The 15924-nt window shown below is 65.5% G+C and carries 19 protein-coding genes; 13 read left to right on the top strand and 6 right to left on the bottom strand.

Features of this window, described 5'->3' with window-relative positions; translation table 11 throughout:
• The 13 genes from CXX84_RS00095 (at position 1) to CXX84_RS00035 (ending at position 10131) form a co-directional block, all read left to right on the top strand.
• Positions 1 to 243, top strand: coding sequence for an RNA-binding protein (locus CXX84_RS00095; protein WP_013601399.1), 243 nt, complete (start codon positions 1 to 3; stop codon positions 241 to 243).
• Positions 244 to 356: 113 nt separating this feature from the next.
• Positions 357 to 905 (top strand): ribosome maturation factor RimM, encoded by a 549-nt coding sequence (gene rimM, locus CXX84_RS00090; protein WP_102974721.1) that lies wholly within the window; start codon positions 357 to 359, stop codon positions 903 to 905.
• On the top strand, positions 906 to 1718 hold the full coding sequence (gene trmD, locus CXX84_RS00085; protein ID WP_102974720.1) for a tRNA (guanosine(37)-N1)-methyltransferase TrmD: 813 nt from the start codon (positions 906 to 908) through the stop codon (positions 1716 to 1718).
• A 280-nt stretch (positions 1719 to 1998) separates the two neighbouring features.
• The gene (rplS, locus tag CXX84_RS00080; protein ID WP_050054723.1) at positions 1999 to 2358 is read left to right on the top strand and encodes a 50S ribosomal protein L19; all 360 of its coding nucleotides are present in this window, start codon (positions 1999 to 2001) and stop codon (positions 2356 to 2358) included.
• A gap of 86 nt (positions 2359 to 2444) precedes the next feature.
• Entirely contained in the window at positions 2445 to 3122 is a 678-nt protein-coding gene (gene lepB, locus CXX84_RS00075; protein ID WP_102974719.1) for a signal peptidase I, read from the top strand.
• Positions 3123 to 3953: a signal peptidase I gene (gene lepB, locus CXX84_RS00070; protein WP_102974718.1), complete on the top strand. Its 831-nt coding sequence runs from the start codon at positions 3123 to 3125 to the stop codon at positions 3951 to 3953.
• 1 nt (position 3954) lies between these two features.
• On the top strand, positions 3955 to 4725 hold the full coding sequence (locus CXX84_RS00065; RefSeq protein WP_102974717.1) for a ribonuclease HII: 771 nt from the start codon (positions 3955 to 3957) through the stop codon (positions 4723 to 4725).
• Positions 4726 to 4775: 50 nt separating this feature from the next.
• Entirely contained in the window at positions 4776 to 5102 is a 327-nt protein-coding gene (locus CXX84_RS00060) for a DUF2469 domain-containing protein (protein WP_018768279.1), read from the top strand.
• 132 nt (positions 5103 to 5234) lie between these two features.
• On the top strand, positions 5235 to 5591 hold the full coding sequence (locus tag CXX84_RS00055; protein WP_102974716.1) for a YraN family protein: 357 nt from the start codon (positions 5235 to 5237) through the stop codon (positions 5589 to 5591).
• Entirely contained in the window at positions 5592 to 7136 is a 1545-nt protein-coding gene (locus tag CXX84_RS00050) for a YifB family Mg chelatase-like AAA ATPase (RefSeq protein ID WP_102974715.1), read from the top strand.
• A gap of 11 nt (positions 7137 to 7147) precedes the next feature.
• Complete coding sequence (dprA, locus tag CXX84_RS00045; RefSeq protein WP_223252906.1) at positions 7148 to 8335, top strand: DNA-processing protein DprA; 1188 nt, start codon at positions 7148 to 7150, stop codon at positions 8333 to 8335.
• A 125-nt stretch (positions 8336 to 8460) separates the two neighbouring features.
• Complete coding sequence (locus tag CXX84_RS00040) at positions 8461 to 9387, top strand: tyrosine recombinase XerC (protein ID WP_102974713.1); 927 nt, start codon at positions 8461 to 8463, stop codon at positions 9385 to 9387.
• A gap of 240 nt (positions 9388 to 9627) precedes the next feature.
• The gene (locus tag CXX84_RS00035; RefSeq protein WP_102974712.1) at positions 9628 to 10131 is read left to right on the top strand and encodes a DUF3145 domain-containing protein; all 504 of its coding nucleotides are present in this window, start codon (positions 9628 to 9630) and stop codon (positions 10129 to 10131) included.
• An 86-nt stretch (positions 10132 to 10217) separates the two neighbouring features.
• Here CXX84_RS00035 and fabF read toward each other — a convergent pair whose 3' ends face one another.
• From fabF to CXX84_RS00005, 6 genes are all read right to left on the bottom strand, one after another.
• A complete protein-coding gene (fabF, locus tag CXX84_RS00030) occupies positions 10218 to 11453 on the bottom strand; it encodes a beta-ketoacyl-ACP synthase II (protein WP_102974711.1) in 1236 nt (411 codons plus the stop codon).
• 207 nt (positions 11454 to 11660) lie between these two features.
• Positions 11661 to 11906, bottom strand: coding sequence for an acyl carrier protein (locus CXX84_RS00025; RefSeq protein ID WP_066292130.1), 246 nt, complete (start codon positions 11904 to 11906; stop codon positions 11661 to 11663).
• Positions 11907 to 11986: 80 nt separating this feature from the next.
• Complete coding sequence (locus CXX84_RS00020) at positions 11987 to 13048, bottom strand: beta-ketoacyl-ACP synthase III (protein WP_102974710.1); 1062 nt, start codon at positions 13046 to 13048, stop codon at positions 11987 to 11989.
• Positions 13045 to 13974: an ACP S-malonyltransferase gene (locus CXX84_RS00015; protein ID WP_189337441.1), complete on the bottom strand. Its 930-nt coding sequence runs from the start codon at positions 13972 to 13974 to the stop codon at positions 13045 to 13047. The genes CXX84_RS00020 and CXX84_RS00015 overlap by 4 nt, the downstream gene beginning before the upstream one ends.
• 88 nt (positions 13975 to 14062) lie before the next feature.
• Positions 14063 to 15307, bottom strand: coding sequence for a PucR family transcriptional regulator (locus CXX84_RS00010; protein WP_102974708.1), 1245 nt, complete (start codon positions 15305 to 15307; stop codon positions 14063 to 14065).
• 154 nt (positions 15308 to 15461) lie between these two features.
• Positions 15462 to 15924 (bottom strand): transketolase-like TK C-terminal-containing protein (locus tag CXX84_RS00005; protein WP_411266179.1); only part of this gene is annotated, 463 nt, incomplete at its 5' end.

Genomic DNA, 15924 nt, shown 5'->3' with positions numbered 1-15924 from the left:
TTGCTGGCAGAAGCGCTGGAACACCTGGTCCGCGGAATCGTTGATTCCCCGGACGACGTCAAGGTCAGCTCCAAGAGCAACCGCCGCGGGGACACCCTCGAAGTGCGTGTCCACCAGGACGACCTCGGACGGGTGATTGGCCGCCAGGGCCGCACGGCGCGCGCACTGCGCACCGTTGTGGCAGCCCTGGCCGGTGGCGAGCCGGTACGGGTCGACGTTGTCGACACCGACCGCCGCCGCTGAGCGCTCGGCACTAACCAGCTTTAGCTCCGGCCCCTCCACCCACGCGGTGGAGGGGCCGGAGTGCTTTCACCAGAACACCGTGGACCAACCACAACCCGAAAACAGAGGAACACATGCAGCTTCAGGTGGCACGAATTGGCAAACCCCACGGCATCCGCGGCGAAGTGACGGTCCAGGTCCTGACCGACGCCCCCGGAGACCGCTTCGTGCCGGGCACCGAGTTCGTGGTCGAGCCGGCGTCAGCAGGCCCGCTCACTGTGAACAGCGCACGCTGGAACAAGGACATCCTGCTGCTGGGCTTCGACGAGATTGAAACCCGCAACGAAGCGGAAACCCTGCGGGGGGCCAAGCTATTCATCGAAACTGAAGAGCTGGACGAGGACGACGACGAGGGCTGGTACGAGCACGAACTCGTCGGCCTGGAGGCAAGGATTGGTTCACGCGTGGTCGGCAAGGTCAACGCGCTGAACACCATGCCTGTCCAGGACCTGCTGATGGTCACCACACCTGACGGCAAGGAAATCCTGATCCCGTTCGTCGAGCAGATCGTGCCCGAGGTGAACATCGAGGAAGGGTTTATCCTCCTCACGCCGCCGGACGGCCTCTTCGAGCTGAATGCGGAGGACGAGGCTGCCCCTTCGGAACCTGAGGGCAAGGCCTAAATGCGGATCGACGTCGTCAGCATCTTTCCCGAGTACCTTGCGCCGCTGGAACTGTCGCTGATCGGGAAAGCGCGCCAGGAAGGGATCCTGGACCTGCACGTCCACGACCTCCGAACCTTCACCACCGACAGGCACCGGACAGTTGACGACACGCCCTACGGCGGCGGTGCAGGCATGGTCATGAAGCCTGAACCGTGGGCGCAGGCCCTGGCGTCCATCGCCGATGAGCGCCCGGAAGGGGCCGCCAGGCCGGTCCTCATCGTCCCGTCACCGGCGGGGGAGCGGTTCACGCAGGCGCTGGCCTACGAACTGGCTGAACAGGACCACCTCGCTTTCGCCTGCGGACGCTACGAAGGCATCGATGAACGCGTCCTTGAGTGGTCCCGGGAGCATTTTGACGTCCGCCCGGTAAGCCTCGGCGACTATGTCCTGAACGGCGGGGAAGTTGCGGTGCTGGCCATGGTGGAGGCCATCGGCCGCCTGCTCCCGGGTGTGGTGGGCAATCCCGAGTCGCTGGTTGAGGAATCCCACTCCGACGGACTCCTGGAATACCCCGTCTACACCAAGCCCTCCGTGTGGCGCGAGCGTGAAGTCCCTGCCGTGCTCCTCAGCGGCAACCACGGCCGGATTTCCCAGTGGCGCCGCCACGAACAGTTCCGGCGGACGGCAGAGCGCCGCCCGGACCTCCTCGAAGCTTTCGACGCCGGGAAGCTGCCCCGTGCTGATCGTGCGGAACTGCAGGAGTTGGGGTACGACGTCGTGGACGGCCGCCTGCGCCCGCGGCCCGCTGCCGGCGGGGACCACGGGGACTGACGGCGCCACACGGCTGCCGACCGCAGGCCGGTCCCCGGGTGCCCGCAGCGCCGGGATTGGCTGTAACCTCCGCAGTGTGGCAAAATTAGTCCTTGTGTCTGCTGGGTCCGCACCTGCTACAGGGGGAGCGCAACCAACAGCTTAGGCAACCGGCCACATCAATCAGTGAAGCGGCCGGACTACTTAACTTTCGGCGGAAATCTCCGGTGCGCCCCGCGCCCCGGGCTTGCCCGCCGTGACCCAAAGTGAATGACCTGTGGCGTTCACCAGGAGTGCAATTATGCATATTCTCGATTCCGTAGATGCAGCCTCGCTGCGCACCGATGTTCCCGCGTTCCGTGCAGGTGACACCCTCAAGGTTCACGTGAACATCATCGAAGGCAAGAACACCCGTGTCCAGGTATTCCAGGGCTTCGTCCTTGGCCGCCAGGGCGAAGGCGTCCGCGAAACCTTCACCGTCCGCAAGGTGTCCTTCGGTGTTGGCGTGGAGCGTACCTTCCCGGTTCACTCCCCGATCATCGAAAAGATCGAGGTCGTTACCAAGGGTGACGTCCGCCGCGCCAAGCTTTACTACATGCGTGCACTGCGCGGTAAGGCTGCGAAGATCAAGGAAAAGCGCGACTTCAGCACCGCCAAGTAAGTCCTTCCGGACCTACAAAGGCTGGGCCGCAGCCGTATCCGGCCAGCGCCGGAGCCATTTCAGCACCAGCGCCCAGGATACGGACCATGGACCAGACAAAACGCCAGCCCCGCAAAATGGGCTGGCGTTTTGTGTTCCTCGCTGTCCTCCTGGCGGTCGCAGCCAGCGGACTGGTCCGGTCGCTCTGGCTTGACGTCTACTTCATCCCATCCGACTCCATGGAACCAGTGCTGCAAGGCGGGGACCGCATTCTGGTTTCCCGGACCGACTTCCAGGCCGAACCCATCAGGCGCGGGGACATCGTGGTCTTTGACGGCCGGGGCACTTTCGCCCCGCTCAACAGCGGCAACGGTCCGTTGGTGGAGACGGCGGCTTCCATCACGCAGTGGCTTGGCCTTACCGGCAGCGACACCACGTACGTCAAAAGGGTTATCGGCCTCCCTGGCGACTCAGTTGCCTGCTGCAATGCCGGGGGGCGTGTGACGGTAAACGGCCGGCCTTTGGCCGAACCCTACGTTTTCAGGGGAGATGCCCCCAGCACCCAGAAGTTCAGCGCGGTGGTTCCGGACGGACGGCTGTGGCTGATGGGTGACCACAGGTCCGTCTCGGCCGACTCACGCAGCCTGCTCGGTGCCCCCGGCGGCGGCATGGTCCCGCTGGACAGGGTGGTAGGACGGCCGGTCCACATCATCTGGCCACTTGATAGATTTGCTTCAATACCACGTCCGCCTGCGGCAGGACCAACAACAGAGAACGGACAGTAGATGCCCGAGAACCACGCGCGGACTCCCGAACCGCGTCATGACGGCGCTTCGGACACTCCGCCCAAGCCAGCTCCCGGGACAGCCGGCCAGGGCCCTGACTCGCCGGAACCCGCTGCTGCAGGCAGCAGCCGCTCCGCCGCGAAAGCAGCCGCGAAGCCTGCGGGCAGCCCCGTGTTCGCGTGGCTCAAGGAGGTGGCCACGGTGGTGGTCATCGCCGTCGTCCTGTCCTTCCTCATCAAGACGTTCCTGTTCCGGGCCTTTTTCATTCCGTCGGAATCCATGGTCAACACCCTCGAAGTTGATGACCGTATCTTCGTCAACCTCCTGGTCCCCGAACCGTTCTCGCTCAGTCGCGGCGACGTCGTGGTTTTCCGGGATACCAAGGGTTGGCTCCAGCCCACACCGGAAGAACCACGCGGGCCGTTCACGTGGGTCCAGGACGGGCTGACCTTCGTTGGCCTCTTGCCGGACAACTCAGAGCAGCACCTCGTCAAAAGGGTCATCGGACTCCCGGGAGACCATGTGGTCTGCTGCGATGCCGGCGGTAAACTGACCATCAACGGGACCGGCATCAACGAAAGCTACATCAATCCGGCCGAAGTTCCGCAGGTCCACAACTTCGATGTCACCGTCCCTGAAGGCAAGGTGTGGGTCATGGGCGACAACCGGAACCATTCCGCCGACTCCCGTGCCCACATGGATTCCGGCGGCGGATTCATCGACATCGCCGATCTCGAAGGCAAGGCCGCTGTCATCGCGTGGCCGTTGAGCCGGATCACAACCCTGGGCAACTACCCCGACGTGTTCCGAAACGTACCGGCAGCGCCCTGACATGCCCACCGCAGTCAAAACCCGGTCCGGGTCCACGAAGGTTCCCGCACGCGCAAAAGCTCCTACGCTAAGGCACGAGCGGACTTTCAAGGCCCAAGGCATCCGCTACCTTGCAGGGGTTGACGAAGTAGGCCGCGGGGCGCTTGCCGGGCCTGTCAGTGTCGGGATTGCCGTGGTTGACCTGGAACGCCAGAAGCCCCTGGCCGGGGTGCGGGACAGCAAACTCCTGAGCCCGGCCGAACGGGAACGGCTTGACCCGCTGGTGCGCCGGTGGAGCGTTGCCTCCGCGGTGGGGCACGCCTCTGCCCAGGAAATCGACGCGCTCGGCATCATCGCTGCGCTGCGGCTTGCCGGAACGCGGGCGTGGCGGGAAGTCCTGGCCACGGGGGTCAGCCCTGAGGCTGTACTCCTGGATGGAAGCCACAACTGGCTGTCACCCGTGGAGCAGCCGTCGTTGTTCGACGAACCGGTTTTCGAAGCCGGCTGTGATGCTCCGGTGCACACCAGGATCAAGGCGGACATGCAGTGCCTGAGTGTGGCAGCTGCGAGTGTCATCGCAAAAGTTGAACGGGACCGGATGATGCGGGACCTTCATGTCGAGTTCCCGGATTTCGGCTGGGACATCAATAAGGGCTACGCCACCGCCCTGCACCGGGATGTCCTCCGTGCTGCCGGACCCACGCCTTACCACCGGGTCAGCTGGCGCCTGCTCGGCGGCGAACTCCTTGACGGTGGGCTGCCGGACGGGGAACAGCCTGCCGGCGGGGACTGAACTGCTGCGTTCCGGACGCCGGTGCCCTGCCAATGGTGCAAGATGGAAGCATGAGTGCTGAGGATCTTGAAAACTACGAAACCGACATGGAGCTTCAGCTCTATCGTGAATACCGCGACGTCGTCGGGCTGTTCAGCTACGTTGTCGAGACCGAACGCCGCTTCTACCTGGCCAATCACGTGGATCTGCAGGCCCGCAGCGCCGACGGCGAAGTCTACTTCGACCTGACGCTGCAGGACGCCTGGGTCTGGGACGTGTATCGTTCCGCCCGGTTCGTCAAAAGTGTCCGGGTCCTGACGTTCAAGGACGTGAACGTGGAAGAGCTTCCGCGCAACGAGGAACTGGCATTGCCGAAGGACGTCGACCTGGGCAGCTAGCTCTTCCGCAGCCCGCACTCCTTCTGCGCGGCTGACTTTCCCTGCACACGTCGTGCGGGCTTTATCCACATAGCCGATTGCCGTCCTGTCCTCCGTGCCCCCGGCCCCCGCAGTCTGGTTGCGGAGGTAGAAATGAAATCGAAGGACTTGTTGGGCCGGCACGGTGAGGACCTCGCCGCGGGCTATCTGGAAACCCTTGGCATGCTGGTGGTGGAGCGTAACTGGCGCTGCACCGAGGGCGAAATAGACATTGTTGCCCTCGACGGCGACGCCCTGGTGATCGCGGAGGTGAAGACCCGCCGTACCCTCGATTACGGCCATCCCTTTGAGGCCGTGGGACCGGAAAAACTTGCACGGCTGCACCGGCTGGGCGCAGCCTGGTGCCGCGACCGTGAGCTGAGGATGCCGTTGCGGAGGGTTGACGTCATCGCGGTGATAGACGACGGCGCCGGGTCGCCCCTGGTGGAACACCTCAAGGGGGTCGGATAGATGCCGCTGGGCCGCACCTACTCCATCGCCCTGGTGGGCCTGAACGGGTACATCGTGGAGGTAGAGGCCGACATCGGCCAGACCCTCCCGGCATTCGTGCTTCTTGGCCTTCCGGACGCTTCCCTCAACGAGGCAAAAGAGCGCATCCGGTCCGCTGCGAAAAACTCCGGCATTCCCCTCAGCCGCCGGAAGATCACGGCCAACCTCATTCCTGCCTCCCTGCCCAAGCGCGGATCCGGGTTCGACCTCGCCGTCACCATGGCTGTGCTCCGTGCGGCCAATGACATCAAACCCACCGGGCGGACCGTCTTCATCGCAGAACTGGGGCTCGACGGCCGGCTGCGGCCGGTCCGGGGCATCCTTCCGGCCGTGATGGCATCGGTGCAGGCGGGATATCCGGAGATCGTTGTAGCGCAGGCAAACCTGGCGGAGGCATCTTTGGTGCCCGACGCCAAGGTGCGCGGGTACAGCACCCTGGCGCGGCTGGCACTGGATTTCGGTGCGGACCCCCAGGAGCTGGCACTTGATTTCGAGCCCGACGACGCGGACGGCAGGGCGGCCGCCGGTGTTGATTCCGGCACGTGCCCCGACATGGCCGACGTCTCCGGCCAGGGGGATGCCCGGCGTGCGCTGGAGGTAGCTGCCGCGGGAGCCCACCACCTGCTCCTGACAGGCCCGCCGGGTGCAGGCAAGACCATGTTGGCGGAACGCCTGCCCGGGCTCCTGCCGGATCTGGGGGACCAGGAGTCCATGGAGGTTACGGCCATCCATTCGCTGTGCGGGCTGCCATCATCCGCAGTGCAGCTGCTCCGCCGGCCGCCCTTCGAGAGCCCGCACCATTCGGCAACTTCTGCGGCCATCATCGGCGGCGGCTCAGGGCTTCCCAGGCCAGGAGCCGCGTCCCGCGCCCACCGCGGCGTCCTGTTCCTCGACGAGGCACCGGAGTACGAGCGACGCGTGCTGGATGCACTCCGACAACCGCTCGAGAGCGGGGAACTGGTGATCCACCGCTCAGCTGGAACCGCAGCGTATCCAGCCCGGTTCCAGCTGGTCCTCGCAGCCAACCCCTGCCCTTGCGGCAAGGCCTCCGGGAAGGGACTCGACTGCACCTGTACGCCCATGATGCGGCGGCGCTATCTGGCCAGGATGTCCGGTCCGCTGCTGGACAGGGTGGATATCCAGCTCCAAGTCGAAAGAGTCTCCCTGGCGGACTTTGGCCAGGCGGGTGCCGAAGAGGACACCGCCACCGTAGCGCGGCGTGTACTGGACGCACGGGCACGCCAACTGGAGCGCCTGGGGGCTTACGGACTGGAAAACAATGCACAGGTACCCGGCCGCGTCCTGCGGGGGGCACTTCGGTTGCCACCGGCAGTCACGCGCATTCTGGACCACTCACTCGAACGGGGTGTCCTGACCGCACGCGGCTACGACCGGGTGCTGCGCCTGGCGTGGACGCTGGCGGACCTGGGGCACCGGGAGCGTCCGGACCTTAACGACATCGGTCAGGCGCTGGGGCTTCGACAGGCAGCGGCGGCCGCAGCATGAAGGAAGCAACCATGGAACTGGACACCGAGCGGCGTTCCCGGGCCGCCCTCTCGCGTTTGATGGAGCCACAGGACGCCGCGGGCCTTGCCCTCGTTCACGTGGCTGGGGCCGTGGATGCACTGCGCATCGTCACAGGCCAACTACGTGCCGGGCCGGAGCTGGAGCAGGAGATCACTGGGCTGCTGACGGAAAGCGGCTCCACCACCAGCTGGGCCGGGATGGCGGCGTCCCTCAAACGCTGGCAGCCCCGGATCCCCGATCTCGCGCCCGAACGGGACCTTGCAACCATGGCCCGGTTGGGCGGGCGGCTGATCATTCCCTCCGACGACCTGTGGCCTGGTCAGCTGGCCGACCTCGGAGTCCAGGAGCCGTTGTGCCTCTGGTGGCGGGGAGAGGAACAGCAGCTGCCCCCGGCAGCAACGTCCGTAGCCCTTGTTGGCTCCAGGGACAGCACCAGTTATGGCGCCGCTGTCACCGGGGATATGGCATATTCGCTGGCCCAGCGCGGGTTCACGATCGTCTCGGGCGGGGCCTACGGCATAGACGCGCATGCCCACCGTGCTGCCCTCGCCGGAGCCTCGGACGCAGTGCCCACCATAGCCGTGATGGCCGGGGGAGTGGACCGGTTCTACCCGTCAGGAAACGAGGACCTCCTGCGGGCTGTTTGTAATCAGGGGGCTGTCCTTGCCGAGGTTCCACCGGGTTCCGCACCCACGCGGTACCGGTTCCTGCAACGCAATCGCATCATTGCCGCCCTGTCCGCTGTGACCGTCGTGGTCGAGGCCAGATGGCGGTCCGGGGCGCTCAACACCGCCCACCATGCCGAGTCGCTTGGCCGTGCTGTCGGGGCGGTTCCAGGATCTGTGCACAGCGCAAACTCCGCAGGATGCCACCGGCTCCTGCGGGATGGTGGTGCTGTCTGCGTCACTGACGCGACCGAGATTGCTGAGTTAGCGGGACCTGCCGGTTCTGTTCTTCCTGATCCCCGTCATGGGCAGGCTGCCGTACAGGACGGACTGACGCTGGAGGACCTGATCCTCCTGGACGCCCTGCCGCTTCGCGCCACGACATCCGTCGAAAAGCTGTCCGTGGTCGCCGGGCTGAGCCTTGAGTCGGTGCGGGCCGGGCTCGGCCGGTTGGGTCTGCTGGGCCTGGCCGTCTCCGAACGGGGAGGCTGGAAACGCGGCAAAGCCGGCTGACGGCCGTGCCGTGCTGTGCAGGGGCAGGGGCAGGGGCAGGGGCAGGGCCGGGGCCGGGACAGGGACCCGAAAGCGAGGAGCGTGTCAGCCAACCGTTTCCTTGCCCGAGCTGAGACAGTAGGGGAGTGGAAAACGAGGGACTGCCGGCAGAGCTGGGTGAGGCGCTTGACGCGTACGCCCAGTACCTGTCCGCTGAACGTGCCGTCTCTCCACACACCCTCCGCGGATACCTGGGCGACGTTCGCAGTCTCCTGTCCCATGCTGCGTCCGAAGGCGCCACCGGACTTCGGGACCTGGAGCTAGGGACGCTCCGGCGCTGGCTCGGCGTGCAAAGCCAGGACGGCGCAGCGCGCAGCACGCTGGCCCGTCGGTCCGCCTCCGTCAGGGTCTTCACGGCCTGGGCCCTCACGGAAGAGCGCATCGCCATCGATCCCGCCCTTCGGCTGAAGGCTCCGAAACGCGAACAAGGCCTGCCGGCGGTCCTGCAGGCCGGGCAGTTGACCAGACTACTGGCAGCCCTGGAAGAAGGGGCAGCCCACGGCGCACCGCTGGCGCTGCGCAACCGTGCCATCGTGGAGCTGCTGTATGCCACAGGTGTCCGGGTAGGAGAGCTGGCAGGGCTCGACGTTGACGACCTTGATCCGGACCGGAGAACGCTGCGCGTCATCGGCAAAGGAAATAAGGAGCGCACGGTGCCGTATGGTGTGCCGGCCGCGCTGGCCGTGGACGACTGGTTGCGGCGCGGCAGGCCGCTGCTGGCCAGGGAGAACAGCGGGCCTGCGCTGTTCCTGGGATCACGCGGCGGCAGGGTAGACCAGAGGCAGGTCCGCACGCTGGTCAACGGCATTTTCGCTGCCCTGGGTGATACGTCCGCGTCAGGGCCGCACGCGCTGCGGCATTCCGCGGCCACGCATCTGCTGGACGGAGGGGCCGACCTGCGCGCGGTCCAGGAGATCCTCGGCCACAGCAGCCTGGCAACCACCCAGATCTACACCCACGTCTCGGTCGACCGGCTGCGAAAGAGCTACCAGCAGGCCCATCCCAGGGCGTGAGCCCGTCCCGGGAATCGCACTGGCGTAATTTGGTGGGGTACGGCACAATAAGAGTCACGTCCGGCAACTTTCAAGTCCCGCTTGAAGCTAGCAGCTTTTCGCGTCACGATAAGCCCGGACACAGCTTTATCTGATACATCTGAATACGAAGGCAGGAACCACAGCCGCAGTGCACGGCACAGCAGTTCCATCCAGGCAGAGGTCGTTGGGGAAGACGTACCTAGAGCTATGGAGGATGGAATGTCTGTTGCAATGACCCGCGGTGTGCTGTTCGTTCACTCGGCCCCTACGGCCCTGTGCCCTCATGTTGAGTGGGCCATCGGATCCGTCGTGGACAAGCGGACGGACCTTGAATGGACCCCTCAGCCTGCTGCGCCCGGAATGTTCCGGGCAGAGCTGTCCTGGACCGGTGCACCCGGGACGGGAGCGAAGCTTGCGTCGTCCCTGCGGGGGTGGGCGCACCTTCGCTATGAGGTCACGGAGGAGCCGAGCCAGGGGGTGGACGGAGGGCGCTGGTCCCACACTCCCGAACTGGGAATCTTTCACGCCGTGACGGATGTACACGGCAATATCATGGTGTCCGAGGACAGGATCCGCTACGCCTACGAATCCGGCGCCGGGGACCCCGCGGCGGTCTATCACGAGCTCTCGCTGGCACTCGGCGAAGCCTGGGACGAAGAGCTGGAGCCCTTCCGGCACGCTGCCGAAGGCGCACCCGTCCGCTGGCTGCACCAGGTGGGCTGACAGCCGTCTGACCGTTCTTCCATAGCAAAGAGGAGGCCCTGCTATCTGGCAGGGCCTCCTCTCGCGTCAGCAGCAGGTCAGAGACTTTAGACGCTACGGACCGCAATAACAGCGTTGTGGCCGCCGAAGCCGAACGAGTTGCTCAGCGCCACGATGTTGCCGGCGGGCAGGTCGCGGGCGGAGGTGACGACGTCGAGCGGAATTTCCGGGTCCTGGTTTTCCAGGTTGATGGTGACGGGTGCCTTCCGGTCGTACACGGCCAGTACTGTCAGTACGGCTTCGACGGCACCGGATGCTCCCAGGAGGTGGCCCATCTGCGACTTCGTCGCTGAGACGGCCACGTTGTCCACGTGGTTTCCCAAGGCGGCGCGGAGGGCGGTGTACTCCGGCTTGTCACCCACTGGCGTGGAGGTCGCGTGAGCGTTGACGTGTACCACGTCCTCAGGCTGGATCCTGCCATCGAACATTGCAGCTTTCAGTGCACGGGTGGCGCCCAGGCCTTCGGGGTCCGGAGCAGTGATGTGGTAGGCATCGGCAGTGACAGACGTTCCTGCCAGTTCACCGTAGATGCGGGCACCGCGGGCCAGCGCGTGCTCTTCAGCCTCAAGCACCAGGGCGCCTGCGCCTTCACCCATAACAAAGCCGTCACGCGCGGTATCGTACGGGCGTGAGGCCCGCTCCGGGTCGTCATTGCGGCGGGAGAGGGCCTGCATGGACGCAAAAGCGGCGAGGGGCATCGGGTGGATGGCGGCTTCAGCACCGCCGCACATGACGACGTCTGCCTTGCCGGAGCGGATCAGGTCCAGGCCGAGGTGCAGGGCTTCCGTGCCGGAAGCGCAGGCGGAAACAGGGGTGTGGGCGCCGGCGCGGGCGCCAAGGTCCAGGCTGACTGCTGCGGCAACACCGTTGGGCATCAGCATCGGAACGGTCATGGGGAGGACCCGGCGGGGACCTTTTTCCTTCAGGGTGTCCCAGGCATCCAGCAGTGTCCAGACGCCGCCGATTCCGGTGGCGAAAGCAACGGCGAGCCTATCCTTGTCGAACTCCGTGATGCCGGAGTCTGCCCATGCCTCACGGGCGGCAATGACGCCGAACTGGGTGGAAGGGTCCATGCGTTTGGCTTCAACGCGGCTGAGCACGTCCAGGGCAGGGGTGCTGCAGCGCGCGGCGAAGTGGACGGGCAGTTCGTACTTTGCTACCCAGTCGTCCTCCAGGGTGCGGGCACCGGAGACCCCCTTGAGCGCGTTGTTCCACATTGTGGGTACATCGCCGCCGATGGGTGTGGTGGCACCCAGACCGGTAATGACTACTTTGCGTGTCATGGGATCACTCTCTGTCGGTGGGGATCCGTCGTCCGGAGGTCCCGCGTTTTGATGTTCGGCAGCCTGCCGGGAGGGACAGCGCCGAAAGGAACAGCGCCGCCAGGCATAGCGAAGCGTGAAGCAGCCTGCCGGATAAATGCGGCGGGCTGCCGGTCCGGTCATCCGGACCGGCAGCCCTGCCAAGCCGTGGAACGGCGTAAGCCTTGACTAGGCCTGGGCTCCGGCGATGAAGCTGACGGCGTCGCCGACGGTCTTCAGGTTCTTGACCTCTTCGTCGGGGATGCGAACGCCGAACTTCTCTTCGGCGTTGACCACGATGGTCATCATGGAGATGGAGTCGATGTCCAGGTCCTCGGTGAAGGACTTGTCCAGCTCTACGGCCTCGGGGGCCAGGCCGGTCTCTTCGTTGACGATTTCAGCCAACCCGGACAGGATCTCTTCGTTGCTAGCCATTGATGGCTCCTTTTCTTATATTGCCGGCAGTGGCTGCCGGAAATGGTTCAGGCCGCGGATGCGGCCCGTTTGGGGCGTTCCTAAGGAAGGACAATTACCTGGGCGCCGAACACCAGGCCGGCGCCGAAGCCGATCTGGAGGGCCAGGCCGCCGCTCAGCTCCGGGTTCTCCTGCAGCAGGCGGTGGGTGGCGAGCGGAATGGACGCTGCGGAGGTGTTGCCTGCGTCAGCGATGTCCCGTGCCACTGTAACTGTCTCGGGCAGCTTCAGCTTCTTCACCATCTCGTCGATGATGCGCATGTTCGCCTGGTGGGGGATGAAAGCCACCAGGTCCTCTGCTTCGACGCCGGCTGCCTCCAGGGCCTGCTGGGCCACCTTGGCCATTTCCCACACGGCCCAACGGAAGACCGTCTGTCCGTCCTGGCGGAGGGTGGGGTACAGTTCCTGCGCTTCTTCCAGGAGTGCCAGGTCGCCGGTGGAATCGGACTGACGGGCTGCCATGCCAAGGTCGCGGACGTCCAGCATGGAGCGCGTCATGCCGATCGCATCCCACTTGCTGCCGTCCGATCCCCAGACAGAAGGGGCGATGCCGGGGGTATCAGAGGGGCCGATGACGACGGCGCCGGCGCCGTCGCCGAGCAGGAAGGAAATGGTGCGTTCCCGGTTGTCGATGACGTCGGACAGCTTCTCGGCGCCGACCACCAGGACGTACTTCGCGGCGCCGGAGCGGACCAGTGAGTCGCCTTGGGCGATGCCGTAGCAGTATCCCGCGCAGGCAGCCGAAATGTCGAAGGCAGGAGCCGGAGTTGCACCGAGGCGGTCCGCGAGGCTGGCGGCAGCGGAAGGGGTGGCATACGGGTGGGTCACCGTGGAGACAATGACGGCGCCGAGGTCTGCAGCGTCGATGCCTGCCTTTTCCATTGCCTCCCGGGCTGCGCCTTCTGCCATATCGATGACGCTGACATCGGCGGCGGCACGATGGCGGGTGACGATTCCGGTCCGCTGGCGGATCCACTCGTCAGAGGAATCAATCCACTGGCACACGTCCTCGTTGGTCACGATGACGTCGGGGCGGTAGGCGCCAAGTCCCAGGATGCGGGTGTGCTCCTGGATGGGAGCCTGCTTCAGCGTGGGGACGCTCATGCGTTTCCCTCCAATTCTGCGAAAAGCGCCAGGGCGGCGGAAAGATCGTCGGGTGTTTTGACGGCTACGGTTTTGACACCCGGCATGCCCCGCTTGGCGAGGCCGGCCAGGGTTCCGGCAGGAGCAAGTTCAATGACCCCGGTGACGCCGCGCGCAACCATCGTTTCCATGCACCGGTCCCAGCGGACGGGGCGTGAAACCTGGGCGATGAGGCTGTCGACGGCGGCACCGCCGTTGGTGACTTCCCCGCCGTCGTAATTGGACAGCAGGGGCACCTTCGGGGACTGGGGCTTCAGGTGCGGTTCCAGTGCCTTGAGCGCGCTGACGGCGGGAGCCATGTGGCTCGTGTGGAAGGCGCCTGCAACCTTCAGGGGAATCACCCGGGCCTTCGCCGGCGGGTTTTCGGCAAGGGCCTTCAACTGTTCGAAGGTGCCGGCGGCAACGGTCTGGCCTGCGCCGTTGACGTTGGCGGGAGTGGCGCCCGCGGCCGTGATGGCTGCCAGGACTTCGGCGGGGTCGCCGCCCACCACGGCGCTCATGCCAGTGGGAGTGACGGACGCGGCCGCTGCCATGCTGTTGGCGCGTTCGCGGACGAACGTCATGGCTTCCTGCTCGGTCAGGACGCCGGCGAGGGCGGAGGCAGTGATTTCACCTACCGAGTGGCCGGCCAGGATGACCGGAAGGGAACTGAGCTCAACATCGAACAGCGACGCGGCAGCAACAAGGCCGGCCGCGACGATCAGGGGCTGCGCCACGGCAGTGTCCTTGATGGTTTCCTCGTCCGAGGTGGTTCCGTGGGCGATCAGGTCAATGCCTGCAATGTCGCTTAAGGAGGCCAGTTGGCCCGCCACCGGGGGCAGTTCCAGCCAGGGGGCCAGAAAACCCGGGGTCTGTGAGCCCTGTCCAGGGCAGACTATTGCAAGCACGTATCCAGCTTTCCAAATTACTGTGTGATCCAGCGGTGTTTGTCCGCACCAAGCTCACGGGGTCAGGTTGTAGGAAGTCTACAACGGCTCAGGGCTGATTCCGGGACGGCTGGCGTTCCGCAGCGGCTTTCGGCGGCGTTGAAAGACGGCCCACCACAAGCGCGGCCTGCAGGACAAACGCCTCCCTTGGGAGGAGTGGATCCCAGCCCGTGACGTCGCAGACGCGCTTCAAACGGTACCGCACCGTGTTCGCGTGAACGAAGAGCTCCCGGGCGGTGGCCTCCAGTGAATGTCCAAGCTCCAGGTAGGTGCCAAGGGTCTCAACGAGCCCGTTGGAGGCCGCCAGCAGGGGACGGTAGATGTTCTTGACCAATGAACGGCGGGCGGCGTCGTCCCCGGAGATGACCCGTTCGGGCAGCAAATCGTCGGCAGCCACCGGGCGGGGCGCGGATGGCCACGCCCTGGCCGCAGTGAGGCCCGCAAAAGCCGACTGCGCAGATCCGCTCGCCTCCAGCAGTGAACCGGCCTCAGCGCCGTAAACAACGGGTCCGGGGGCAAACATTTCGCTGAGCTTCACATACGCGGTTTCCCGGTCCTGCACGCCTCCGAGGATCAGGATGAGCCGGTCACCCTGGATGCCCACCAGCGCGTCCTCCGCGTACCGGCCCGCCATCCGGCGCAACTCGCTGACGTAGCTGGCGCTGGGCTCGGACGGTGAGTTGCCCACCATGACAGTGAAACGTTCCTGGGCCTTCCAGCCCAACGCCGCGATTCTGGAGCGCAGGGCATCGGTGTTTTCGCCGCGCAGAATCGCATCGACGATCAGGGCCTCGAGCCGGGTGTCCCAGGACCCCCGCGATTCGGCGGCGCGGGCATAAACGTCTGCGGCAGCGAAGGCCACCTCACGGGAATAGCGGAGCACTGCTTCCCGGAGTGACGGCTGGTCAGCCTCCGGCGCGATGACGGGGACCTGGTCCTCCACCACCTCAACAACAATCCGGATCAGCTGCAGCGCCTTCTGCAGGCTGATGGACCGGGTCAGTTCTGTGGGCGCTGTCCCGAACACGTCAGTCAGGATCCAGGACGGAGAGCTGGGCCTTTCGTACCAGGTGACAAAAGCTGCAATGCCGTTTTGTGCCACCATGCCCAAAGCCGACCGCTCGTCGGAACTGAGCCGGCCGTACCAGGGGAGAGACTTTTCCAGTTCCCGCATGGTGGTGGTGGAAAGCTGGCCCACGTTCGCCCGCAGCTTTTTCAGCGTCTCGGACTTTTCCGGCGTGACCCTCGGCGTGGACGGTTTGCGCTTGGCGGACGGGGTGGCGGGTGCTGGCATTCTTTGAGCATACGGGCAGCGACCCGCAACCTCCATTTGTGCAAAGGCTACAATCAGCTTTGCCCTGCGTCACATGCATCCAGGGCTTAAAGGACGACGGCGGCCCCCCACCTTGCGGAGGGAGCCGCCGTCGCGGTATTGCTCAGGGGGTGTGTTACGCCTCGCCGCCGGCGTTGCCGGTGGTGCCCGCATTGACGTTGTGAAGCCTGTACTTCTCAATCGCCTTGATCGGGGCCTGGGCATCCACCTCGCCGCGGCGTGCCAGCATCTCCAGCGAACGCACCACGATGGAGTGGGTGTCGTTTTTGAAGAAGCGGCGGGCTGCGGCGCGGGTGTCGGAGAAGCCGAAGCCGTCGGCGCCGAGGGTGGCGAATTCGTTGGGGACGAATTGGCGGATCTGGTCGGGGACGGCTTTCATGTAGTCGGACACGGCGACGACGGGGCCGGTGGCGCCTTCGAGTTGTTGGGTGACGAAGGGGACGCGGGCGGGTTCGCCGGGGTTGAGGAAGGCTTCCTCTTCGGCGGCGAGGCCGTCGCGGCGCAGTTCGTTCCAGGACGTCACGGACCAGACGTCGGCGGAAACGGACCAGTCTTCGGCGAGGATGCGCTGGGCCTCG

Origin of the sequence: Arthrobacter sp. AFG7.2, from assembly GCF_002892835.1 — a bacterium.
Taxonomy (GTDB): domain Bacteria; phylum Actinomycetota; class Actinomycetes; order Actinomycetales; family Micrococcaceae; genus Arthrobacter.
Note: the sequence above shows the minus strand (reverse complement) of the source record. Positions and strands in the feature narration are given on the sequence as shown.